This is a genomic window from Affinirhizobium lemnae (assembly GCF_022968395.1).
Lineage (GTDB): Bacteria > Pseudomonadota > Alphaproteobacteria > Rhizobiales > Rhizobiaceae > Neorhizobium > Neorhizobium lemnae.
Genome location: NZ_JALJQZ010000002.1, coordinates 97216 through 120427, shown reverse-complemented (window position 1 = coordinate 120427; position 23212 = coordinate 97216). Strand labels below are relative to the sequence as shown.

The window sequence follows — 23212 nt, the reverse complement described above, 5'->3', positions numbered from 1 at the left end:
TCAGTACACACGCGCCTTTGGCGCGATCTTTGCATCATCGATGCCGTCGGCGATCAGGTCTGTGTGAACCGGACGATAGTCCAGCTTCACATCACCGTTGTCGGCAACCCAGGCCAGTGTATGCTTGCGCCAGTTTTCGTCATCGCGACCGCCCATCGGACCATCCTTGTAGTCCTCACGGGCATGCGCGCCGCGGCTTTCCTTGCGGGCTTCCGCGCCATAGACCGTTGTGATGGCATTGGCCATCAGGTTCTGCAGTTCCAGCGTTTCCACCAGATCCGAGTTCCAGATCATCGAACGGTCAGTGACCTTCAGATCCTTCATCTCGCCCCAGATCGCAGAGAGACGCTGGCAACCGCTTTCGAGCGATTCCTGTGTCCGGAACACGGCCGCGTCTTCCTGCATGGCGCGCTGCATCTTGTCGCGCAGCACCGCCGTCGGCGTCGCACCGGAGGCATGACGCAGCGCGTCGAAGCGATCCATGATCTTGTCGCAGGCAGCAACATTCAGAGCCGGGATCGGCTCGTCGCGATTGACGACCTGTGCTGCACGGATCGCAGCGGCGCGACCAAACACCACAAGGTCGATCAGCGAGTTGGAGCCGAGGCGGTTGGCACCATGAACCGATGCGCAGCCGGCTTCGCCAACAGCCATCAGACCGGGCAAAATACGATCCGGATTATTGGAGTCGGCGTTCAGCACTTCGCCCCAATAGTTCGTCGGAATGCCACCCATGTTGTAGTGGACCGTCGGCAGAACCGGGATCGGCTCACGCGTCACGTCAACACCTGCGAAGATCTTGGCGCTCTCGGAAATGCCCGGCAGACGTTCATGCAGTACAGCCGGATCGAGGTGGTCCAGATGCAGGAAGATGTGGTCCTTGTTCTTGCCAACGCCACGACCTTCACGAATTTCCAACGTCATGCAGCGGGACACCACATCACGCGATGCCAGATCCTTGGCGGATGGGGCATAACGCTCCATGAAGCGCTCGCCTTCGGAGTTGACGAGGTACCCGCCTTCGCCGCGCGCACCTTCGGTGATCAGGCAGCCTGAACCGTAGATGCCGGTCGGGTGGAACTGAACGAATTCCATGTCCTGAAGCGGGAAACCGGCGCGGGCCACCATGCCGCCGCCATCGCCCGTGCAGGTGTGCGCAGAGGTCGCGGAGAAGTAGGCACGGCCATAACCGCCGGTCGCCAGCACGACCATCTTGGCTGCAAAACGGTGAATCGTGCCGTCATCGAGATTCCAGGCCACGACGCCGGTGCAGCGACCGTCATCGGACATGATCAGATCGAGCGCGAAGTATTCGATGAAGAATTCCGCATTGTTTTTCAGCGACTGGCCATAGAGCGTGTGCAGGATGGCGTGGCCCGTACGGTCAGCGGCCGCGCAGGTACGCTGCACCGGCGGACCGGCGCCGAAGTTCTGCATGTGGCCGCCGAACGGACGCTGGTAGATCTTGCCTTCCTCGTTACGTGAGAACGGCACGCCATAGTGCTCAAGTTCATAGACCGCCTTTGGCGCTTCCATGACCATGTACTGCATGGCATCCACGTCGCCCAGCCAGTCGGAACCCTTCACGGTGTCGTAAAGGTGCCACTGCCAGCTGTCCGGCGTCATGTTCTGCAGCGAGGCCGCAATACCGCCCTGCGCCGCAACGGTGTGGCTGCGGGTCGGGAAAACCTTGGTGATGCAGGCCGTCTTGAAGCCCTGCTCGGCCATGCCGAGTGTGGCGCGAAGACCGGCGCCGCCAGCGCCCACGACAATCACGTCATAGGAGTGATCGACGTAGGTATAGGCCTTACCGTTCTGCGCAATAGGTGTGATCGAAGCCATTGGATGTTATCCTGCGAATGCGATCTTCAGGGCGGCGAAAAGACAGAGTCCACCGGCCAGAAGCGAAAAGAAGGAATTGAGGATCAGAAGCGCAAACTTTGTGCCTTCGGTGTGAATGTAATCCTGAATGATTTCTTCCATGCCGAGCTTCATGTGGACGATCGAGGCAATGATCGTCAGCGCATTGATCGTCGCGATGAACGGGTTGGACAGGGCTGAAACAACCTCTGCGTAGGGCTTGCCCGCATACATGATCAGAAAGCCGACATAAAAAAGCAGAAGCGGAACCAGTGCGATCGACGTTGTCCGCACTTTCCAGAAGTGCTCCGTGCCGCTCTTGGCGGAGCCAAGCCCGCGAACCTTGCCGAGTGGAGTACGCATATCCATAAGGTGTTTCCTTACCGTACGATCAGAACCACGATCCACACAAGAACCGTGAGCGCGATCGAAGCAACCAGATTGGCCTTGGCGAGCTTTGCCGAGAATTCCTTCTCGAAACCATAGCCCAGATCCCACATGATGTGGCGCAGGCCACCCAGAAGATGATGCAGCATGGCCCAGGTGTAACCGAACAGGATAAGCTGTCCTACGATGGAACCGAAGAACCAGTTCACCTGATTGAAGGCGTGCTCGCCGGAGGCGGCGGCAACGAGCCAGGCAGCCACCAGAACCGTGCCGAAATACAAGGCGCCACCGGTAATGCGGTGGACGATCGACATGGCCATGGTAGGAATAAAACGATAGACCTGAAGGTGCGGCGACAGTGGCCGCTTGTTTGTTACATTCGCCATCATAATCCTCGCGGCGTTCGTGCGTGATTGAAACGGGCACGGTCCCGGCGCAGCATGCTCACCATAGAGTATGTGCATCGCATCATCGGCTGATTTACCCATCGATGTGGCATATCACAAGCCGGATTCAGAAGGTTTTTAAATTTAATCGATTGTGGAGACTGCGCATTCTGTCGCAAGCATCATGCTTCCCATCACCTCTTTCTACGATCGAACGAGATGACGGGTTGATCAATGCAACTTTCTGCCAATACTATGGTTAACTTACTCTTAAATTCGAGAGGAAAAGCCATGATGGCTGGACTGATAAAGCATGCGCTTATTGTCGCAATCTGCCTGACAGCGCCGCTGGCGAGTGCGCGGGCAGATACGGTCTGGGGATCTTCACCCAACACCCTCGCAAAACAGTCTGGTTCGTCTGATCGTCACGGAAGCTGGACAAACCACCGTTCACCGCGAAACGAATATCGCTTCAGCGCTCAGAATACCTATCATTATCAATCCGGCCATCAGCGGCGTGACATCGTGGGCGGCAACGGTCTGCCTTCCTACGTCCGCGGCCTCGGCACATTCGCAGGCGGGCTGAGCGCCGTTCGCTTCCGCGGAAACGGCATCTACTTCTTTGCAGATGGCATCGGGAATGGGAGCGCATCCAATGTTGGCCCCGGCGCCAAGATCATCACTGTGTCCCCGACGGGCAAAACAAACGGGAAATCGGCCTGCGCCATGGAACATGGGGTCTGCGTGGTGCGCGGCTCGCCGTAATCATTCGGAAGGCAGAAATCGCCATACCGTCGTCCGCTTGATCTCGCTGTCTTCCAGCGCCCGCGTAACCGGCACCTCATAGGTGCCGAGCGCCTCCAGTCGCCGCTTGGGGAGGTAGTAGCGACCGGGATCGCCGACGATGATATCCTTTCCCTGCGCCAGAAGGTCATCGAACCAGACGGTTATGCGCGCCGCAAATTCGCGATCATAGAAAACGTCTCCGGCAAGCACGACATCCTGATCGATCGGGTGTCCCACCAGATCTTCAGCGGAAAAATCAAGCTCGACGCCATTGACCTCAGCGTTCAGCGCGATTGCACTTTTCGCCCAAGGGTCGATATCGACAGCGAGTACGGATCTTGCTCCCGCCATGGCCGCCGCTATTCCCACCAGCCCCGAACCCGACGCAAAATCGAGAACAGACTTGCCCGACACACAGTCCGGATGATTGAGCACATGCCGCGCGAGCCCCTGCCCTCCCGCCCAGGCAAAGGCCCAGAACGGCGGCTGCAGACCTATCTGCTGCAGCTCATCCTCTGTTTTCAGCCATAGATCATGCGCTTCATCGGCAAGATGCAGGCGTATCTCCGGCACATGCGGCGGCGCCGTCAGGCTGGTATTGGCAAGGATGAACTCAACCGGGTCGGTTTTCAGGCGTCACCTATTCAGAAGGAGAAAGCGGCGGATTATCGAGCCCGCCCATCCGGCAAACCTCGAACCACTCCTCTTCCGTCACGGGCTGCACGGAGAGCCGCATGGACGTGACGAGAGACATCTTGGCGAGCTTCGGGTTCGCCTTGATATCCTTGAGCGAGACGGGCTTCGGCATATCGCAGACGGCGCGTATATCCACGCAGTCCCAGCGCAGATCGCCCTCGGCAGTCGAATCCGGATGAGAAAGCGCGCAGACCTCGGTTATGCCGACGACTTCCAGCCCTTCGTTCGAGTGATAGAAGAAGCCTTTGTCACCAATCTTCATGGCCCGCATATTGTTGCGCGCCAGATAGTTGCGAACGCCGGTCCATTCTTCGCCTTCTGCGCCCTTGGCCTTCTGCATCTCCCAGGACCACTTGAAGGGTTCGGACTTGTACAGCCAGTAAGCCATGCCGCTTACGCTCCCGGCTTGTTGAAGACCCAGTTATAGGGCTTCACCTCGACAGAGGAAAACAACCCAGCCTTGGCATAAGGATCGGCATCAGCAAGCGCCTGCGCCTCTTCAAGCGTCTCCGTTTCGACAATGATCAGGCTGCCATTCGGCTTGCCTTCAGCATCCAGAAACGGACCGGCGATCTTCAGGATGCCCTTGTCATTCAGCGCATTGAGGTGATCGAGATGCGCCGGACGCGTCTCCATGCGCACATTCAGGTGGCCGGGTTTATCGGTGCAGAGAAAGGCGAAAAGCGCCATGGTTCATGCTCTCCTGTCGAAAAATCATTCGGTTGTAATGGGGCGGCTCATCAGCCGCTCCAGCGCAGTGGTGACATCCAGCCTGCCCTCGATGATGGCGGCAACTGCATCGGTGATTGGAAGCTCGACGTGATGGCGCGAGGCAAGATCCGAGGCAATCGCGGCGGTAAACGCACCTTCCACCAGCGCACCGCCAGCCATATCCGCCGGATGCCCCTGCCCCAGCGAAATGCCGAAGCGCAGGTTGCGCGATTGATGGCTGGTGCCGGTCAGCACCAGATCGCCCAGACCGGAAAGCCCGCGGATCGTCTCTCCCCGACCGCCAAGCGCTTCCGCAAGGCGTGACATTTCCGCAAGCCCACGCGAGATGAGCGCGGCTCGTGCCGATTCACCCAGACCCGCCCCCTCTGCAATGCCGCAGGCAATCGCCAGCACGTTCTTCAGCGCTCCACCCAATTGCACACCAATCGGATCGGCTGACGCATAAAGACGGAAGGTGCGACCGGAAATCACGCGTGCCAATCGCTCCGCCAGCGCCGGATCGGCAGCAGCGACGGCCATTGCAGTCGGCAGACCGCGGGCAATATCCGCCGCAAAGCCTGGACCGGAGAGAACGGCAGCCGAGTGATGCGGCAATTCATGACCCAGCACCTCCGTCAGCAAACGCCCCGAAGAACGCTCGATCCCCTTGGCGCACGAAACGATGACGGTCTCGGACCGGATATAGGGCCCATAGTGGCGTGCCGCATCCGCATGCGCCTGGGAGGGCATGGCAAACAGCACGATGCTTGCCTCTTCCAGCGCATCGGGCTCAGCGGAAAAGACAAGATTATCCGGCAGCGGCACGCCGGGAAGCGCTGAATTGTGGACCCGATCATTGCGCAGATCCGCCATCAGGGATGGATCCCGTCCGATCAACGTCACCGGCACGCGGCCTTCCAGCGCCACAACCGTTGCCAGCGCCGTTCCGAAGCTGCCTGCTCCGACGACGACAATGTTTTCCCGTTCGCTCATGCCTTTGCTCCCCGCTTGCCGGACCCGATAAGGGCGGCCGCTTCATTGTCGAGTGGCCAGCGAGAGCGCGGAGCAACAGAAATCGGATCGGCGGGAAGACCCGCCGCCATACGCTCCAGCCCGGCCCAAGCAATCATGGCGGCATTGTCTGTACACAGGTTCAATGGCGGCGCGATGAAGGCAAAGCGATGCTCGTTGCACAGATCCTGCAGCGTGGACCGGATAACCTGATTGGCCGCCACGCCGCCCGCCACCACAAGCGAAGGCTCGGAAAGCGTGGGAAAACGCTCGCGAAAGCGCGCAAGCCCACGTCCGATACGGTCCTTCAAGGTTCGTGAGATGGCGCGTTGGAAAGAGGCACAGATATCGGCGATATCCTGCTCCGTCAGCGGCTGGATGGCGGTCGCCGCCTGCCGCACCGCCGTCTTCAGACCTGAAAACGAGAAATCGAGCCGCGCTTCTCCGACGAGCGGGCGTGGAAAATCAAATCGCGTGGCATCGCCGTTGCGTGCTGCTTTCTCCACTGCCGGACCGCCGGGATAGGGAAGCCCAAGAAGCTTGGCCGTCTTGTCGAAGGCCTCGCCGAGCGCGTCATCGATCGTCGTACCCCAGCGCTCGTAATCGCCAACGCCCTTCACCAGCACCAGCTGGGTGTGACCGCCGGAGACGAGCAGCATCAGATAGGGAAAACCGAGACCATCCGTCAAACGTGCCGTCAACGCGTGGCCTTCCAGATGGTTGACCGCATAGAGTGGCTTGTTGGCTGACATGGCAATAGCTTTGCCGGTCATCAGCCCCACCAGAAGTCCGCCGATAAGGCCAGGACCGGCCGTCGCTGCAACCGCATCGACATCTGACAGTTTGATACCCGCGCGGGAGAGAGCTTCCTCGATCAGGCCATCAAGAGCCTCGACGTGGGCACGCGCCGCGATTTCAGGCACCACGCCTCCGAAAGCGCTGTGCTCTTCCAGCTGCGACAAAACGACATCGGAGATAATCTCGCCGCGCCCATCCGCATGGCGCACCACAATGGAAGCAGCTGTCTCATCGCAGCTTGTTTCGATGCCGAGAATGCGAAGAGGGCGTATCATAAAGGCCAGACGTCTTTGGATGAATTGCGATGCGGGCGAAACCTGTTTACGAAGCTATCGCGTAACAATGGATGACGACAGATGCAAACAAAACCTTTCCGCATTGGCACCCGCGGCAGCCCGCTGGCACTTGCACAGGCTTCCGAAACGCGCGCCCGCCTGATGGCTGCGCACAACCTGCCGGAAGAGATGTTTGAGATCGTCGTTCTCTCCACCAAGGGTGACCGCATCACCGACCGGTCGCTGGCGGAAGTCGGCGGCAAAGGTCTGTTCACCGAGGAACTGGAGGCACAACTCCTGACCGGAGAGCTGGATTTTGCCGTGCATTCCTCCAAGGATATGCCAACTCTCCTGCCTCCCGGGCTTGAGATCTCGGCCTATCTGCCGCGCGAGGATTTTCGCGATGCCTTCATCGGTCGCACGGCACCGACGCTGATGGAACTGCCAGAAGGTGCAACCATCGGCTCCTCGTCGCTGCGCCGTCAGGCCCTAATTCGCCGCCGCCGTCCGGATATCTCGGTCATCGTCTTCCGCGGCCTGGTGGAAACGCGTCTGCGCAAGCTGGAGGAAGGTCAGGTGGATGCGACGCTTCTGGCACTCGCCGGATTGAATCGTCTGTCCATGCCGGATGTTGCCACCGAATTGATGAACCCGGCCGAATTTCCGCCAGCACCGGCGCAAGGCGCGATTTGCATCGAAAGCCGCATCGGCGACCGGCGTGTGCTGGAACTGCTCGATGCCATCAATCATCGCCCCACCTGGGATGCCGTTTCCTGCGAACGTGCCTTTCTTGCCGCACTGGATGGCTCCTGCCGCACACCCATCGCCGGCTATGCGATTTGCGATGGCGATAACCTGAAGTTCTCCGGCCTGATCCTGACACCGGATGGCACGAAAGAGCACGCTGTTCAGATGGAAGGTCCGCGCATCGATGCGGGCACCATCGGCGTCAAGGCCGGAACGACGGTACGCGAAGCGGCTGGCACCGGTTTCTTCGAAGGCTGGGTATAGTCCGATATGCGGGTATTGGTGACCCGACCACGGCAGAGTGCTGAACGCACGGCAGAGAGACTGCACAAGCTTGGTCATCAACCTCTCATCCTGCCGCTCACACGCCCGCATCATCTGCCTGAAGACGCAGGAAAAGCGCTCGCCCGCCCCTATTCTGCGCTGGTCGTCACCAGCGCTGAAGCGGTACGGGCGATTTCCAAACTCGACCTTTCCGCATATCTCGGCGTTCCGGTGTTTGCGGTCGGCTCTGCAACGGCAGAGGAGGTGCGTCACGCCGGATTTCGCACCGTCACGGTGGCATATGGCACCGGCGAAGGCCTTGCCCGTCTGCTGATTGACCTCAACCGTCAGGATCTTCTCTATCTGGCAGGGCATCCGCGTTCACCGGATCTTGAACAGGGCCTCACCACTGCGGGCATCCGCTTCTCCACCACCGTCTGCTATGAGATGCTACCGCGTGTCTGGACACGTTCTGAGGAGCAAGTGCTGGAAACAGCCCCCGATGCGGTGCTTCTATATTCCAGCGAAGCAGCGCGGCTGTTCATGGAGCAACCATTGGTTAGGGATAATCCTGACTTCTGGCAAAACTGCCGCGCAATATGCCTCAGCCGTAAAGTTGCCCGCAGCCTTGGCGAAGCGACGAAAATGAAGGTTTCGGTTGCCAGCCAACCAACGGAAGAGGCGCTGTTGGCTCTCCTTTCTTGAACAACCGGAACCAAAATCCCTCGAGCCCCTTTCCATCATCCATCCGGCTGACTAGTTTTGAGCTGGAACAGTTCTAGAAGAGGTTGCCATGGTTTCGGATAAGCCGCCCCGCCGCTCCCGTTCGGGAAAGACCCCAGTCACACTTGATCTGGCGGCCGAGGACAAGGGCATCATCGCCGAACCCGTGCGCGCCAACGACACGGACGAGCCGACTGCGAGCATACCGGTCGACCCCGTGGCCGACCATGCGACCGCCGACACCATCACGCAAACCACGTCGGCAGCAGACGATGCGCCTGCACAAAGCGCTCCGGCAGCAGGCGAAGCAACGGCTCCTGACGCACAACCGGCAAAACTCGGATCAGACGCCGATCCGGCCTCCTCCGCCGACGCGCCAGCAACGTCGAATGACACGCTGAAGTCTGCGGACATCCCCTCCGCCGAGCAAAATCCGTCGCCCTTCAGCCAGGCCGCGGAAACACAGCCTGAAGCGCCGGTGTCGCCTGCATCACCGACGACTGCGCCTCTGGCTTCCAATCACGCAGGCGAGACCTCGAAAAAATCACCCTCCACATCTGCCATGATCGCCGCTGGCATTGCAGGCGGTCTTGTTGCGCTTCTGCTTGCCGGAAGCATGCAATATGCGGGCATTATTCCGGGTCTCGGCCCGCAAGGGCGTGGCGATGCAGCGGCTATCGACCAATTGCGTCAACAGGTCGCCGCTCTCCAGACCGCCAAGCCTCCGGCAGATCTGACCGCGCGCATTGCGGCACTTGAAAAGAACGGTGGCGGGAATGCGCAGCTTGCCCAACAGGTGGAAAGCCTGCAGCGAGATCTGGCTGCAGCCAAATCCGCCAGTGCCGCCATGGGCGATAACAGCGCCAAGCTTGGCCAGCGCATGCAGGCGCTTGAACAGCGGATCACCCAGCCGGGCCGGGAGCAGGCCATTGCCCGCGCACTGGCTGCGGCAGGACTGAAGGCCGCAACGGACAGAGGCGGCTCGTTCAAGGCTGAACTCGATACCTTTGCGAGCGTGGCAACCGACGATCCGGCAGCCTCGAAACTGCAAGCCTATGCGGACAAGGGTGTACCGACCCGCGCCGATCTGGTCCGTCGCTTTCCTGCCGCTGCAAATGCCATGATCGATGCCATTCACCAGCCCGCCGCTGACGAAGGCATACCAGCGCGCCTGATGTCCAGCGCCATGCGCGTGGTGAAAGTTCGTCCGGTTGGCGATGTCGACGGCGATACGCCGGAAGCGCGCGTGGCCCGCATGGAGGAGCGCATCAAGAATGGCGACCTGAAGGCGGCAGCAGCGGAGTTCAACGGCCTGCCGGATGCAGCGAAGCAGGCAGCCTCAGCCTACAAGCAGGCACTCGATGCGCGCATAGACGTGGATGAACTCGCTGCCGGCACGCTGACACGTGCCATGGCTGCCAGTGGTTCGAACGGTTGAGGAGCATCTGAATGATCCGTCTGTTTATCTTCGCGATCGTTACTCTTGCCCTCGGTTGGGGCTTTTCCTGGCTGGCAGATCGCCCCGGCCTGATTGCCATCACCTGGCAGGACCAGTTGATCGAAACCAGCATCATGGTTGCCGCCACGGCGCTGGTTGCGCTGATCGGCGCGGTGATGTTCGTCTGGTGGCTGATCCAGACCATCTGGACCTCTCCGCATTCGGTGCGCCGCTTCTTCCGCGCCCGTAAGCGGGATCGTGGCTATCAGGCGCTCTCGACCGGCCTCATTGCCGCCGGTGCTGGCAACGCCCTTCTGGCGCGCAAGATGACCGCTCGCGCCCGTGGCCTGCTGCGGGCGGATCAGGAGCCGCTCATTCACCTGCTGGAAGCACAGACGGCGCTCATCGAGGGTCGTCACGAGGAAGCCCGTGAGAAGTTCGAGCGAATGGCCGATGATCCCGAGACGCGGGAACTGGGCCTGCGCGGCCTTTACATGGAAGCACGTCGGTTGGGCGCCAACGAGGCGGCGCGGCAATACGCCGAAGCAGCCGTCGAGAATGCCCCCTATCTGCCCTGGGCCGCTGAGGCGACCCTCGAATACCGCTCGCAGTCTGCCCGATGGGAGGAGGCCATTCGTCTGCTCGACCAGCAGAAGGTGGCCAATGTCATCGAGCGCAAGCGGGCAGACCGTCTGAAGGCCGTGCTCCTGACGGCGCAGGCGACAGAGCGTCTTGAAGGCGACCCCAAGGGGGCAAAAGACGATGCAAATGCTGCTTTGAAGCTCGCGAAGGATCTTGTTCCGGCGGGCATTATCGCCGCCAAGGCTTATCTGCGGGAAGACAATCTGCGCAAGGCTGCAAATGTCCTTGAGGGTCTCTGGAAACACCAACCCCACCCGGATGTGGGCATGCTCTATCTCCGCGCCCGTCCCGGCGACAGTGCGGCGGATCGCATGTTGCGCGCCGAGCGGCTGGAGAAGCTCAAACCCAACAACCCGGAATCGCTTCTGATCATGGCGCAAGCCGCGCTGGACAAACAGGATTTCAAACTTGCCCGTGAGAAGGCGCAAGCAGCACTTCGCATGGATCCGAGAGAAGGCATCTATCTGCTTCTGGCCGATATCGAGGATGCAGAAACCGGTGATCAGGGCCGCATTCGCCATTGGATGGCGCAGGCGGTTCGCGCCCCGCGCGACCAGGCCTGGGTGGCAGATGGTTTTGTATCGGATCATTGGCTGCCGGTCTCGCCCGTAACCGGACGGCTTGATGCGTTCGAATGGAAGCGTCCCTTCGGACAACTCGAAGGCCCGGTTGAGGAAGGCACGGTCACAGCCGAAACGGCCATCGCAAACCTTCCGCCGGTCATTGCTGAATCGAGCAACGGGGAGCAGACACCCGAATCCGAACCGTCGACGGTATCTTCAGCCATCAAGCCAGCACCACAAAAGCCGGTCAAACTGGAGGTCATCCAGCCTTCCGCCGCAAGTCCCGCCCATTCAAAACCCTCGACCCAACCCGTGGAAGAGGTAAAGGCGCCGGATCCGTTCAACGGTCGTCCGCCAGATGACCCGGGCGTCAAGGATGAGACGGCTTCCACTTCAAGCGCAACCAGACTGCGGCTGTTTTGACCATGCTGATGTTCGAGCGAATTCAGGAATTTTTTCAGGAACTCGGGGTTGGGCGTCCGGAGGATGCCTATTCTCCAGACGATCCGCGTGTGGCCTTCGCAGCCCTCTGCTTCCAGGTGATGGAGGCCGATGGCTCCATTTCAGACAAGGAGAAACTGCGCCTGGAAGATATGCTGCGCGAACGCTACCAGCTGGACAAGTCGCATCTCGATAGCCTGATGGAGGCAGGGCGCTCCGCAGGGTCGGAAGCGGTTGACTATTATCGTTTTACCTCCGATCTTAAGCGACATCTAAATCCCGACGAATGCGTCGCACTGATCGGAGCCCTCTGGGATCTGGTCTATGCCGATGGCGAGCGCAGCGAGATGGAGGACCATGTGATCTGGCGTATTGCCGATCTTCTGGGGGTCTCCGCGCGGGATAGAGTAACGGAGCGGCAGAAGGTTGCCGCTAGAACTGTTGGGAGAGACGCGGGAGGAGATTGAGGATTCGTATTCCATGCTGATGGTGCCTGACCGTCGAACTGAAAAGCAACCCATTCTCGTCGTTCTGCATCAGGAACGCTCTTCTCCCGGTCGCGTCGGCCAGATGCTGACGGAAAAGGGCTACACTCTCGACATTCGCCGGCCAGTTCTTGGCGATCCGCTGCCTCATACCTTGGCCGCCCACGCAGGCGCGGTCATCTTCGGCGGCCCGATGAGCGCCAACGATCCGGAACCTTTTGTAAAGACTGAGATCGACTGGATCTCTGTTCCCCTGAAAGAAAACAAGCCCTATCTCGGCATCTGTCTCGGCGCGCAGATGATGGTGAAAAACCTGGGCGGACATGTTGGTCCGGACCGGGAAGGCATGACCGAGATCGGCTGGTATCCCATCCGCCCCACAGCGCATGGCCGTCTGCTGATGGACTGGCCATCCATGGTATACCATTTTCATCGAGAAGGTTTCGATGTCCCACGCGGGGTCAAGCTTCTGGCAGAGGGCGATGCCTATCCGCATCAGGCCATCCGCTATGGCGAAAACGCCTGGGGCGTCCAGTTCCACGCAGAACTGACACGGGCCATGATGCACAGCTGGGTGGTGCGCGGCGCATCGCGATTCACCATGCCCAATGCGCAGCAAGGCCGGGAGCATCTGGAAGGCCGGATGATCTTCGATGCACCCTTACGCGCATGGCTCTGGAATTTTCTCGATCTGGTCTTCGATAAGCCCGCTTTTGAGGCATCCCGCTCAATCAAACCAAAACTGGAAAACGTGTAGGCGCTACCGATCGCTCGGAGCATCGAGATTATCGATCCGGCGCAGTTTCGGGAAACCAAGCGCCCAGATAACGGCGACCGCGAGAGTTCCGAAACCGCCGACCACGACCGCCGGGACAGCGCCGATCAAATGCGCCATTGTGCCCGCACGGAATTCGCCAAGCTCGTTTGAGGCACCGACAAAGACCATGTTCACGGCGTTCACCCGGCCGCGCACCTCATCCGGCGTCCACAGCATGATGAGGCTCTCACGCACATAGACTGAGATCATGTCCGACGCACCCATCAGCATCAGCGCAGCGATCGAGAGCCAGGCGACTTGCGACAGACCGAATACAATGGTCCCTGCCCCGAACAGTCCGACGCCGACAAACATCAGCAGGCCGGCATGGTGGCGGATTGGGTAGGCAGCCAGAAGCACGGCGACCACAAGCGCCCCGATGCCGGGAGCTGCGCGCAGCAAGCCTAGACCCCAGGGTCCGAGCGCCAGAATATCCCGGGCGAACACTGGCATGAGAGCAACAGCACCGCCCAGGAGAACCGCAAACAGATCGAGCGATATCGCCCCCAGCACCACCTTTTCGCTGAAGATGAAGCGGAAACCTGCAAGGATCGTGTTCCAGCTGACCGCCTTCGACGCCGTGCGCTGGTTCGGCTTCGGGATGCTGATGATCAACACCATTCCCGCTGCCATGAAGAAGAGAGCGACGCTGTAGGCGGCAACCGGGCTGACACCGTACAGCAGGCCACCGGCGACAGGCCCAAGGATCGAGGCCGTCTGCCAGGAGGAAGAGTTCCAGGCAACAGCATTGGGCAGGTCCGCCTCCGGCACAAGGTTCGGCGCGAGCGACTGCACCGCAGGCCCCATGAAGGCGCGCTCTATACCGAACACCACCAGGATCCCGAAAACAGGCCAGGGCGAGAAGCTGTGCGTCAGGGTCAAGCCCAGCAAGGCCGCCGTGCACAAACCACCAATCCCGAGGCAGATCGCGACGATGGCGCGTCTGTTGTAGCGATCTGCCACGGAGCCCGTTACGAGGATCAGCAAAAGCGACGGCAAGAACTGGAACAGGCCGATGAGCCCGAGATAGAGAGCATTGCCGGTCACATCATACATCTGCCAGCCGACGGATACGCTGACGATCTGGATCGCAAAGGCTGCCAAGAAGCGCGAAAAGAAGAAGCGCGCATAGGCGGAATGCCGGAATGCGGCAAAGCGATCAGCTGAGGCGGTAATGGACATGGATGCTTGGCTTTCGCAACGCTCCCGACAGAAACGGAACGCCGTTCACTATGATTCGCAATGGGCCGAGGGTCAGCCCTTGTGGCTTAAGTCGTCAATAGCTAAATGTCTGTCAACCGAGAAATGGAGATATGAATGCTCGCGCTGTTTCAGACCATCGATCTGGCTTTGAACCTTTATACCTGGGTCCTGATCCTCAGTGCCATCTTCTCGTGGCTGTTTGCGTTCAACGTCATCAATTCGAGCAATCAGGTCGTCAATACCATCGGAACGATGCTGTATAACCTGACCGAACCGGCTCTGCGTCCCATTCGTCGCTTCATGCCGAACCTCGGCGGTATCGACATCTCGCCGGTGATCCTGCTGCTCATCATCTTCTTCCTCCGCTCGCTGCTCTGGACATCCATCGCTCCGATGTTCATTCGGTGAGAGAGGCAGGCCATCCGGTCAGCGCCTATGCTGACCACATTCGTCTGAGTGTGAGGCTGACGCCCAATGCCTCACGCGATGCCGTCGAGGGGCGAGAGACCGGCGATGGTGGCGAGTGCTGGCTGCTCGCCCGCGTGACTTCGGTCCCGGAAGATGGCAAGGCCAACAAGGCGCTGGTCCAGCTGCTTGCCAAATGGCTTCGTGTTCCAAAAACCTCGATCTCATTCATTTCCGGCGAAACAGCGCGCAAAAAAATCCTTCGGATCGAAGGCGACCCGGAGGATTTGCAAAGCAAGATCAAGAGCCTTCTGGCTGACTGATCACTTCTGTGCGTTGTAACGCTCGATCGCTTCGACGATCAGCCGCTTGGCAACCGTCACATCCTGCCAGCCACCGATCTTCACCCACTTGCCGGGCTCCAGATCCTTGTAGTGCTCGAAGAAGTGTTCGATCTGCTTCAGCGTGATTTCCGGCAGATCGGTGTAGTTCTCGATCTTGTCATAACGGCGGGTCAGCTTCGGCACCGGCACGGCAATGATCTTCTCATCCTTGCCGCCATCGTCTTCCATGATCATGACGCCGATCGGGCGAACATTGATCACGCAGCCCGGGATCAGCGGGCGAGTGTTGCAGATGAGAACGTCGACCGGATCGCCATCTTCAGACAACGTATGCGGCACGAAACCGTAGTTCCCCGGATAGGTCATCGGGGTGTAGAGGAAGCGGTCAACGATCAAAGCGCCTGCATCCTTGTCCATCTCATACTTGATAGGATGGCCGCCGACTGGCACTTCTACGATGACATTCACGTCGTCCGGCGGGTTCTTGCCGATCTTGATCGCATCGATACGCATGGTTCTCCCCGAGTGCGTTGAATAGTGACGCCTCGATACTGGGAAAACCGCCGCATTGCAACACGACCATGTGCGAAGAAGCGGCTTTGAACCGCTGCAGTGTCAGGACCAGACGAAGCCCAGCTTTCGCAGGTTCACCTCGCCGAAACCTTCCATGCCTTCGACCATATCCTGGCCTCCGTGCCGACGGAAGAAACGCACGGCATGCTCGCTATCTTCAAGGCACCAGACCACGAGACCCTTGCAGCCCAGCGAGCGCAGAAGACGGCAGGATTCGCCAAACAGCTTGCGGCCCATGCCGATACCCTGAAACTCAGGACGCAGATAGATCTCGTAGATTTCACCGTCCTGCGGCAGTGCCCGTGCGCGATTGAGACCAACCGTTGCATAGCCTGCAATCGTACCTGCAACGTCCAGCACCAGTAGCGTTGCCGGTCCCCGTGTCGCCCGACGCCACCAGGCTTCACCGCGACGCTCCAGCATCTCCGTCAATTGCCTGTGCGGAATGAGGCCTGCATAGGCCTGGGACCACGCTTCCCGGTGAACCTCGGAAACCGCTGTCGCATCGTTGGGTTCTGCGCGTCGGACGTCAATGGTTAGTGTCTTCATGACCGTGCTCACTCATTCTGACGCATTCCAGGTGCGCCGCACGCATCATCCGTGCCCCATGAAGTTAACGCATTCTTAACCGTCCCCACAAGACGGGAGCGACCACTGCCCACGAAAAAGGGCTCCGGTTGATACCGAAGCCCTTCCACAATTCAAACCTGTCGAAATCGATCAGGCGATCTTCTGCTTCTCGAAACGCTTGCGATCGTTCGGGTCGAGATACATCTTGCGCAGACGGATCGACTTCGGCGTCACTTCCATCAGCTCGTCGTCCTGGATCCAGGACAGCGCGCGGTCCAGCGTCATGCGGATCGGCGGCGTGAGCTTGACGGCTTCGTCCTTGCCGGCAGCGCGGATGTTGGTCAGCTGCTTGCCCTTCAGCACGTTCACTTCCAGATCGTTGTCGCGGGAGTGAATGCCGATGATCATGCCCTGATACACTTTTTCACCCGGCTCGATGATCATCGGGCCGCGATCTTCCAGGTTGAACATGGCGTAGGCAACCGCTTCACCGGAACCGTTCGACAGAAGAACACCGTTGTTGCGGCCAGCAATGGCGCCCTTGAACGGCTGGTAGCTGTGGAACAGGCGGTTCATGATCGCGGTACCGCGGGTATCCGTCAGCAGTTCCGACTGGTAGCCGATAAGACCACGGGTCGGTGCCAGGAATTTCAGGCGGATGCGGTTGCCGCCGGAGGGGCGCAGTTCGGTCATTTCGGCCTTGCGCTCGGACATCTTCTGCACGACCACGCCGGAATGCTCTTCGTCGACGTCGATAACGACTTCTTCGATCGGCTCCATCGTTTCACCGGTCGCTTCGTCCTTGTGCATGACGACGCGCGGACGCGACACGGCCAGTTCGAAGCCTTCGCGACGCATGGTTTCGATGAGAACGGCGAGCTGCAATTCGCCGCGGCCGGACACGAAGAAGGAATCCTTGCCTTCGGCTTCTTCGATCTTCAGGGCGACGTTGCCTTCGGCTTCCTTCAACAGACGGTCGCGGATGACGCGGCTCGTCACCTTGTCGCCTTCCGTGCCAGCCAGCGGGCTGTCGTTGACGATGAAGGACATGGTGACGGTCGGCGGATCGATTGGCTGGGCCGTCATGGCTTCCGTGACCGACGGATCGCAGAACGTGTCGGCAACCGTTCCCTTGGAAAGACCGGCGATGGCGACGATATCGCCCGCATGGGCTTCGTCGATTGCCGTGCGCTCGATACCACGGAAGGCCAGAATCTTGGAGATGCGACCGGTTTCGATCGTCTTGCCGTCCTGACCCAGAACCTTCACCGCCTGGTTCGGCTTGATGGAACCGGACGCGATACGGCCGGTGATGATACGGCCGAGGAAGTTGTTGGCTTCCAGGATCGTGCCGATCATGCGGAACGGACCTTCTTCGACGGTCGGCTCCGGCACGTGCTTCAGCACGAGATCGAGAAGCGGTGCGAGGCCCTCATCCTTCGGGCCTTCCGGATTGAAGTTCATCCAGCCATCGCGGCCCGAACCGTAGAGAATCGGGAAGTCGAGCTGCTCGTCCGTTGCGTCCAGGTTGGCGAACAGGTCGAACACTTCGTTGATGACTTCCTCATGGCGGCCATCCGGACGGTCGATCTTGTTGATCGCCACGATCGGACGAAGACCAACCTTCAGAGCCTTGGAAACGACGAACTTCGTCTGCGGCATCGGGCCTTCGGAGCTGTCGACCAGCACGATCGCGCCGTCCACCATCGAGAGAATACGCTCGACTTCACCGCCAAAGTCGGCGTGGCCGGGGGTGTCGACGATGTTGATGCGAACACCCTTCCACTCGACGGAGGTCGCCTTGGCAAGAATCGTGATGCCGCGCTCTTTTTCCAGGTCGTTGCTGTCCATCACGCGTTCGGCAACGCGCTGGTTTTCACGGAAGGAGCCCGACTGTTTCAGGAGTTCGTCGACGAGGGTCGTTTTCCCATGGTCAACGTGCGCGATGATCGCGATGTTGCGTAGTGCCATATCAAAAATCTCTGAAGCTGCGGCGCTTGAACCATCAATAATGAGAACGCGCCAATTTTCGTTGGCGCGCTCATAGCCTGTTTTTCGCAAACGCGAAAGGGGGCGGGACCGGAACAGTTAATTCCGGCCCGTCCGCCCGCTAAATCATGCCCTGCGAACCGGATCGAGCGTCACCTTGTAGAGTTCCACGTCGTCACGATCCATCAACCGCACGGTCAATTGCTCGGTCTGGCCGTCCACGTCCACAAGGCCAAAAAACTGCAGACCGGCGGATGGCGGCAGGTTCTGTCCCTGTTCGGCGGTCGGTGCCTTGATGAACTTCAGCTCAGGACCGAACGTCATGTCGAGGTCGTTCGGGCCGAATGTTCCCGCATGCAACGGACCGGAAATGAATTCCCAGAAGGGTTCGAAATCCTGGAACTTCGCCTTGTCGGGATTGTAGTAATGCGCGGCGGTGTAGTGCACATCCGCCGTCAGCCACACGGTGTTGGAAATCCCCGCCGTCTTGATGAAGCGGAGCAGATCGGCGATCTCCAGTTCGCGGCCCTTCGGCGCGCCATTGTCACCCTGGGCAACCGCTTCCGTACCCTTCCGGTTGGCAAAATCATCCCAGACGATGACACCGAGCGGCATGTCCGCAGCAATGATTTTCCATGTCGCTTTGGAAGCGGAAAGCTCCTGCTTCAGCCAGGCCACCTGTTGCTCGCCCAGAATGCGCGATTCCGGCGTCTGCTCCGTCTCCATGCCGTCGTGGTTCGAACCGCGATAGCTGCGCATATCGAGGAAGAAGACATCAACCAGCGGACCATAGGCAATCTTGCGATAGACCCTGCCCGGTTCGGCGGGCGTATAGCGGATCGGCGACATTTCGTGGAAAGCACGGGCGGCGCGCGCCGTCAGCAGGGAAACCGATTTTTCCTTGTAGCGGTCATCCGCCATCAGGTTCTTGCTGGAGGACCAGTTGTTGACGACTTCATGATCGTCCCACTGGTAGAAGGTCGGACAGACGGCGGAAAGCTCCCGCACATGCCGGTCCATCATATTGTATTTCCACTGGGCACGGTATTCGTCCAGCGTCTCTGCCACCTTGCGCTTTTCGTCGATCAGCACCGTGTTTTTCCAGGTGGTCCCGTCCTTGAAGGCGACCTCGTCCTTCATCGGGCCATCGGCATAGATCGTATCGCCCGAATGGATGAAGAAATCCGGCTGATGCCGCGCCATCGTCGCATAGGTCTTCATGCCCGTTTCGTCGATACCCCAGCCCTGACCGGCCGTATCGCCCGACCAGACGAAGCGCACGGAACGGCGCGAAGACGGCGCCGTGCGGAAACGTCCGGTGATCGGCTCGGAGACGCTGTTTATGTGAGCAAGGTCGGCTGCAACGAAACGATAGAAAATGTCCTGATCGGACGGCAGGTCGGCAAGCAGACGTTTGACTGCAAAATCCGTTTCGGCCAGCGCGTCCATTGGCGCAAGTCGCACCGAGTTCTTGAAGCTCTCGGTGGTGGAATATTCCATCATGATGCGCGACGGGCGATCGACACGCGTCCAGATCATGCCGGATGACACATCGACATCACCCGATTGTACGCCATGGGTGAAGGTCGGGCGATCGGCGCTACGGGCATAGAACGGAACAGCGAGACCTGAGCCTGCGACAAGCCCGGTTGCAGCTGTGGAAACGAGGAAGGAACGGCGTGACACCTGTCCGAGTGTGTTGCGCATGAAACTCTCCTGGAATTTGATCGGTGAAAGCGGTCGGTGCGAAAACTCGCTGACCGGAACCCACCATGCGCACGTGTCAGATTCATCATGCCTAAATGAAGGTTTGTTGATGTTTCCGTGACGGCCAGAAATGCCGCCACGGAAGCGCAGCCTCAAACCGTCAGGCGTCGCTGCCGGAAAGTTCTCCCACCATGGCAAGGCCCTTCTTCTTCAGCATGGCCTCGGGATCCGGAAGCTTGCCGCGGAATGCCTTGTAAGCCTCTTCCGGATCGATGGAGCCGCCAACGGAATAGATGTTGTTCTTCAGCTTGCGCGCCATGACGGGATCAAACGCATTGCCTGTCTCCTCGAAGGCCGCAAAGGCATCCGCATCCAGCACTTCCGACCACATGTAGGAATAGTAGCCAGCCGAATAGCCGTCGCCAGAAAAGACATGCTGGAAGTGCGGCGTCGCATGGCGCATGACGATCGAGGACGGCATGCCGATGTCCGAAAGAATCTGAGCCTGCACCTTCATCGGATCGTCTACCGCCCCACGCGTATGGAAGGCCATGTCCACCAGGGCCGACGAGGTGAATTCTACCGTATTGAACCCGGCATTGAAGGTGCGAGCCGCCAGCACCTTGTCCAGCAGCGCCTTTGGCATGGGTTCACCGGTCTCGTAATGAACGGCATAGCGGGTGAGAATTTCCGGTACCGTCAGCCAGTGTTCGTAGAGCTGCGATGGAAGCTCGACGAAATCGCGCGAGACACCCGTGCCCGAAACGGAAGGATAGGTCACGTCCGACAGCATGCCATGGAGACCGTGGCCGAATTCGTGGAACAATGTGCGCGCATCATCCAGCGAAAGAAGCGCGGGCTTTCCGGGCGCGGGTTTCGCAAAATTGCAGACATTATAGATGATCGGCAGTTCGCCCTCGGCACCGTTCTTCAGAGGCAGCTTGTGCTGGCTCTGGAACGAACTCATCCAGGCACCCGAGCGCTTGGAGGAACGCGCGAAATAATCGCCCAGGAACATCGCCTTCAGTGTTCCCTCCGCATCGCGAACCTCGAAGACTCGCACGTCTGGATGATAGGCGGCAATGCCCTTCGTTTCGGTGATGGTGATACCGAACAGGCGATGCGCAACGTCAAAGCAGGCTTCGATGATCTTTTCGAGCTGCAGATAGGGCTTCAGTTCCGACTCGGAAAAATCGAACATACGCTCGCGCAGCTTCTCCGCATAATAGCGCCAGTCCCAGGGCTGAACCTTCCCGTTGATGCCATCTTCCGCCATCAGACCCTGCAGCGATGCCTCTTCTTCTGAAGCCTTGGAGCGCGCCTTGGCCCACACCTTCATGAGAAGATTGTTCACATTGGCGGGTGTCTTCGCCATTGTATCATCCAGCTTGTAGGCGGCGAAATTCTCGTAGCCCAGCAGCTTGGCCTTTTCGAGCCGCAGCGCCAGCACCTGCCGGACGATAGCGACATTATCCCGCTCGCCACCATTCTCGCCACGCTTCACCCAGGCATGAAACGCCTTCTCGCGAAGGTCGCGGCGGCTGGAAAACGTCAGGAATGGCTCGATAATCGAACGCGACAGCGTTACCGCATAGGCACCTTCAGGCGCGCTGCGCTCGCGGGCGGCAGCCGACATCGCATCCTTCAGGAAGCCCGGAAGACCGGCCAGATCCTGCTCCTCGGTCAGAACCAGCGACCAGTCCTTCTCGTCACCCAGAACATTCTGGCCGAACTGCGCGCCAAGGCCCGCCAACGTCTCGTTGATGGAAGCCAGACGCTCCTGCTGTTCGCGCGAAAGCTTTGCACCGGCGCGTACGAAACCCTTCCAGTGGCGTTCCAGGACCCGTACTTCCTCGACGGTCAGGCCAAGCTCCTGGCGCTTTTCCCACAGGCTGTCGACACGGCGAAACAGGGCCTCGTTCATGGCGATGCGCGAATAATGCCGGGACATTTTCGGCGCGATCTCCCGCTCCAGGGCCTGGATCGCATCATTGGTATGAGCGCCTGCGCGGTTCCAGAACAGCGCCGATACGCGCGACAGCTCGTCACCCGCAATCTCAAGCGCCGTGATTGTATTCGAGAAACTCGCCGCCTCTGTATTGTTTGCGATCGAATCAATTTCAGCATCATGCAGTTTCAACGCAGCATCGAAGGCCTGTCCGAAGTCTTCGTCCCGCACACTCTCGAAGCGTGGCAGACCGTTCGGACCGCTCCATTCGACAAGAGCCGGGTTGATTTGCGAAGCCATAGTCATCGATCGATTTCCTTCTTGTGAAGCATGCCATCATCCTCGCCAAAATGGCGATTCTGGGAAGCGAAACAACAAGGAATAGAAGAAATATTAACTAATTATTGACAGTTGACCGATTCGTAACTGGCGCTAGTGTGCGGCATACTATCCAAATGATGATGGATATGGCCGACGTGGAAATCACTTCCCTTCACTGGTCGAGCGGTTTGTTTCATCGCGATCAAACTCGTGACGCCAGGGCAGAAAAACCGCAGTTCTCCGTACCCTCGGAAGCAACACCTGCTTTCGAGGTGCCTGCCGTTGACGAGAAGGCACTGGATTATTCCGCCATAGCACCGCGTCTGCTTCGGGAAGTCGCCCTTCAGCACTATGTTGCGGGCGACATCGACCAGAACACCTACATCGCGCTGGCGCAAGAACTGCCCATGCAGATTTCTGATACTGCTGGAAACGTTCTCGACCTCTCGTCTGTGACCGATGACACGGAGTTCGATTTCGCGGCCTATTATACGGATCAACGCGAACTGGCTATTTCGCTGGGCGATGATGAGAAGGCAGCGACGCTGACCTCCGTCCTTAAATTTCTGAATTCCTGAACTTCTTTCGGCCAGCGGCTGTCATGTAATCCCTGTTGGTGATATTAAGTCATGCTTATTATCACAGGTCAGGGCATGACAGACAGTATCGGCATTCACGGTTTGGGCTTCCTGTTGATCGACAGCGCACGCTGGTTGAGGCTCGCGTTCGAACGCCGTATCGCGGAAGCTGGCTTGGGCATTACGGCTGGCGAAGCAAGGACGATCCTCAACCTGCATGCCATGCAGGCCTGTCGCCAGATGGATCTGGCACAGCGCATGGGCGTAGAACCCATGACCGTCTGCTCGTTTCTTGATCGTTTGCAGAACCTCGGCTTCATCGAACGGCAGACAGATCCGACGGACCGGCGTGCCAAACGCGTCACGCTGACCGAGCGCTCGCAGCCCTTGATCGCAGCGCTGGAAGAAGAGCTCGACCATCTGCTGACCCAGGCAACTCAGGGATTGGATGCTCAGGAAACATCGGCCCTGAAGCGCGCGCTTCAAATGGTGATCACCAATTTGCAGGGCGAACTTGCCAATTCGATGTAAGAGGCGAAATCAG

Annotated in this window: 25 protein-coding genes; 11 read left to right on the top strand and 14 right to left on the bottom strand. The window is 59.3% G+C overall.

Annotated features, from left to right (window positions below):
- Genes sdhA through sdhC form a run of 3 tightly spaced genes read right to left on the bottom strand, consistent with a single transcriptional unit; the run spans position 1 to position 2633 of the window.
- Positions 1–1842 carry a succinate dehydrogenase flavoprotein subunit gene (gene sdhA, locus MUU53_RS01900; protein ID WP_247259351.1) on the bottom strand — a complete coding sequence of 614 codons (1842 nt, stop codon included), beginning with the start codon at positions 1840–1842 and terminating at the stop codon, positions 1–3.
- Between the two features lie 6 nt (positions 1843–1848).
- A complete protein-coding gene (gene sdhD, locus MUU53_RS01895; RefSeq protein WP_062556105.1) occupies positions 1849–2229 on the bottom strand; it encodes a succinate dehydrogenase, hydrophobic membrane anchor protein in 381 nt (126 codons plus the stop codon).
- Positions 2230–2240: 11 nt separating this feature from the next.
- Positions 2241–2633 carry a succinate dehydrogenase, cytochrome b556 subunit gene (gene sdhC, locus MUU53_RS01890; protein ID WP_247259350.1) on the bottom strand — a complete coding sequence of 131 codons (393 nt, stop codon included), beginning with the start codon at positions 2631–2633 and terminating at the stop codon, positions 2241–2243.
- 294 nt (positions 2634–2927) lie between these two features.
- On the opposite strand from sdhC, the gene MUU53_RS01885 reads away from it, so the two are divergent.
- Positions 2928–3398 (top strand): hypothetical protein, encoded by a 471-nt coding sequence (locus MUU53_RS01885; RefSeq protein WP_247259349.1) that lies wholly within the window; start codon positions 2928–2930, stop codon positions 3396–3398.
- Here MUU53_RS01885 and MUU53_RS01880 read toward each other — a convergent pair whose 3' ends face one another.
- The 5 genes from MUU53_RS01880 to tsaD are packed head-to-tail and all read right to left on the bottom strand — an operon-like array spanning position 3399 to position 6910.
- Positions 3399–4052, bottom strand: a complete 654-nt coding sequence (locus tag MUU53_RS01880; protein ID WP_247259451.1) for a class I SAM-dependent methyltransferase — start codon at positions 4050–4052, stop codon at positions 3399–3401. It abuts the gene before it with no gap.
- Between the two features lie 7 nt (positions 4053–4059).
- Positions 4060–4503, bottom strand: coding sequence for an EVE domain-containing protein (locus MUU53_RS01875; RefSeq protein ID WP_247259348.1), 444 nt, complete (start codon positions 4501–4503; stop codon positions 4060–4062).
- A 5-nt stretch (positions 4504–4508) separates the two neighbouring features.
- A complete protein-coding gene (locus MUU53_RS01870; protein ID WP_165134154.1) occupies positions 4509–4805 on the bottom strand; it encodes a YciI-like protein in 297 nt (98 codons plus the stop codon).
- A 24-nt stretch (positions 4806–4829) separates the two neighbouring features.
- Entirely contained in the window at positions 4830–5819 is a 990-nt protein-coding gene (locus MUU53_RS01865; RefSeq protein ID WP_247259347.1) for an NAD(P)H-dependent glycerol-3-phosphate dehydrogenase, read from the bottom strand.
- Positions 5816–6910: a tRNA (adenosine(37)-N6)-threonylcarbamoyltransferase complex transferase subunit TsaD gene (tsaD, locus tag MUU53_RS01860; protein WP_247259346.1), complete on the bottom strand. Its 1095-nt coding sequence runs from the start codon at positions 6908–6910 to the stop codon at positions 5816–5818. Before tsaD ends, MUU53_RS01865 begins: the two co-directional genes overlap by 4 nt.
- Positions 6911–6991: 81 nt before the next feature.
- Between tsaD and hemC the strand changes: the two genes are divergently transcribed.
- From hemC to MUU53_RS01830, 6 genes are all read left to right on the top strand, one after another.
- Entirely contained in the window at positions 6992–7921 is a 930-nt protein-coding gene (gene hemC, locus MUU53_RS01855) for a hydroxymethylbilane synthase (RefSeq protein ID WP_247259345.1), read from the top strand.
- An 18-nt stretch (positions 7922–7939) separates the two neighbouring features.
- Positions 7940–8626, top strand: coding sequence for a uroporphyrinogen-III synthase (locus MUU53_RS01850; protein WP_247259344.1), 687 nt, complete (start codon positions 7940–7942; stop codon positions 8624–8626).
- A gap of 88 nt (positions 8627–8714) precedes the next feature.
- The gene (locus MUU53_RS01845) at positions 8715–10082 is read left to right on the top strand and encodes a COG4223 family protein (RefSeq protein WP_247259343.1); all 1368 of its coding nucleotides are present in this window, start codon (positions 8715–8717) and stop codon (positions 10080–10082) included.
- A gap of 11 nt (positions 10083–10093) precedes the next feature.
- Positions 10094–11710, top strand: a complete 1617-nt coding sequence (locus MUU53_RS01840) for a heme biosynthesis protein HemY (protein ID WP_247259342.1) — start codon at positions 10094–10096, stop codon at positions 11708–11710.
- An 8-nt stretch (positions 11711–11718) separates the two neighbouring features.
- Positions 11719–12195, top strand: coding sequence for a tellurite resistance TerB family protein (locus MUU53_RS01835; protein ID WP_247259450.1), 477 nt, complete (start codon positions 11719–11721; stop codon positions 12193–12195).
- Positions 12196–12208: 13 nt separating this feature from the next.
- On the top strand, positions 12209–12970 hold the full coding sequence (locus MUU53_RS01830; protein WP_247259341.1) for a glutamine amidotransferase: 762 nt from the start codon (positions 12209–12211) through the stop codon (positions 12968–12970).
- Between the two features lie 3 nt (positions 12971–12973).
- Here MUU53_RS01830 and MUU53_RS01825 read toward each other — a convergent pair whose 3' ends face one another.
- Complete coding sequence (locus MUU53_RS01825) at positions 12974–14212, bottom strand: MFS transporter (RefSeq protein WP_247259340.1); 1239 nt, start codon at positions 14210–14212, stop codon at positions 12974–12976.
- A gap of 135 nt (positions 14213–14347) precedes the next feature.
- Here MUU53_RS01825 and MUU53_RS01820 point away from each other — a divergent pair, with 135 nt between their 5' ends.
- Together MUU53_RS01820 and MUU53_RS01815 are read left to right on the top strand one after the other, a co-directional pair.
- Positions 14348–14641, top strand: coding sequence for a YggT family protein (locus MUU53_RS01820; RefSeq protein ID WP_062556119.1), 294 nt, complete (start codon positions 14348–14350; stop codon positions 14639–14641).
- Complete coding sequence (locus MUU53_RS01815; RefSeq protein ID WP_247259339.1) at positions 14638–14961, top strand: DUF167 family protein; 324 nt, start codon at positions 14638–14640, stop codon at positions 14959–14961. The genes MUU53_RS01820 and MUU53_RS01815 overlap by 4 nt, the downstream gene beginning before the upstream one ends.
- Here MUU53_RS01815 and ppa read toward each other — a convergent pair whose 3' ends face one another.
- From ppa to MUU53_RS01790, 5 genes are all read right to left on the bottom strand, one after another.
- Positions 14962–15495: an inorganic diphosphatase gene (gene ppa, locus MUU53_RS01810; protein ID WP_062556121.1), complete on the bottom strand. Its 534-nt coding sequence runs from the start codon at positions 15493–15495 to the stop codon at positions 14962–14964.
- A gap of 102 nt (positions 15496–15597) precedes the next feature.
- Entirely contained in the window at positions 15598–16104 is a 507-nt protein-coding gene (locus MUU53_RS01805; RefSeq protein WP_062556122.1) for a GNAT family N-acetyltransferase, read from the bottom strand.
- 171 nt (positions 16105–16275) lie between these two features.
- Complete coding sequence (gene typA, locus MUU53_RS01800) at positions 16276–18096, bottom strand: translational GTPase TypA (RefSeq protein ID WP_247259338.1); 1821 nt, start codon at positions 18094–18096, stop codon at positions 16276–16278.
- A 144-nt stretch (positions 18097–18240) separates the two neighbouring features.
- The gene (locus MUU53_RS01795; RefSeq protein WP_247259337.1) at positions 18241–19821 is read right to left on the bottom strand and encodes an alkaline phosphatase D family protein; all 1581 of its coding nucleotides are present in this window, start codon (positions 19819–19821) and stop codon (positions 18241–18243) included.
- Positions 19822–19981: 160 nt separating this feature from the next.
- A complete protein-coding gene (locus tag MUU53_RS01790; RefSeq protein ID WP_247259336.1) occupies positions 19982–22075 on the bottom strand; it encodes a M3 family metallopeptidase in 2094 nt (697 codons plus the stop codon).
- A 149-nt stretch (positions 22076–22224) separates the two neighbouring features.
- On the opposite strand from MUU53_RS01790, the gene MUU53_RS01785 reads away from it, so the two are divergent.
- Positions 22225–22668 carry a hypothetical protein gene (locus tag MUU53_RS01785; protein ID WP_062556125.1) on the top strand — a complete coding sequence of 148 codons (444 nt, stop codon included), beginning with the start codon at positions 22225–22227 and terminating at the stop codon, positions 22666–22668.
- Positions 22669–22719: 51 nt separating this feature from the next.
- Positions 22720–23199 carry a MarR family winged helix-turn-helix transcriptional regulator gene (locus MUU53_RS01780; RefSeq protein WP_247259335.1) on the top strand — a complete coding sequence of 160 codons (480 nt, stop codon included), beginning with the start codon at positions 22720–22722 and terminating at the stop codon, positions 23197–23199.
- Positions 23200–23212 lie beyond the last annotated feature (13 nt).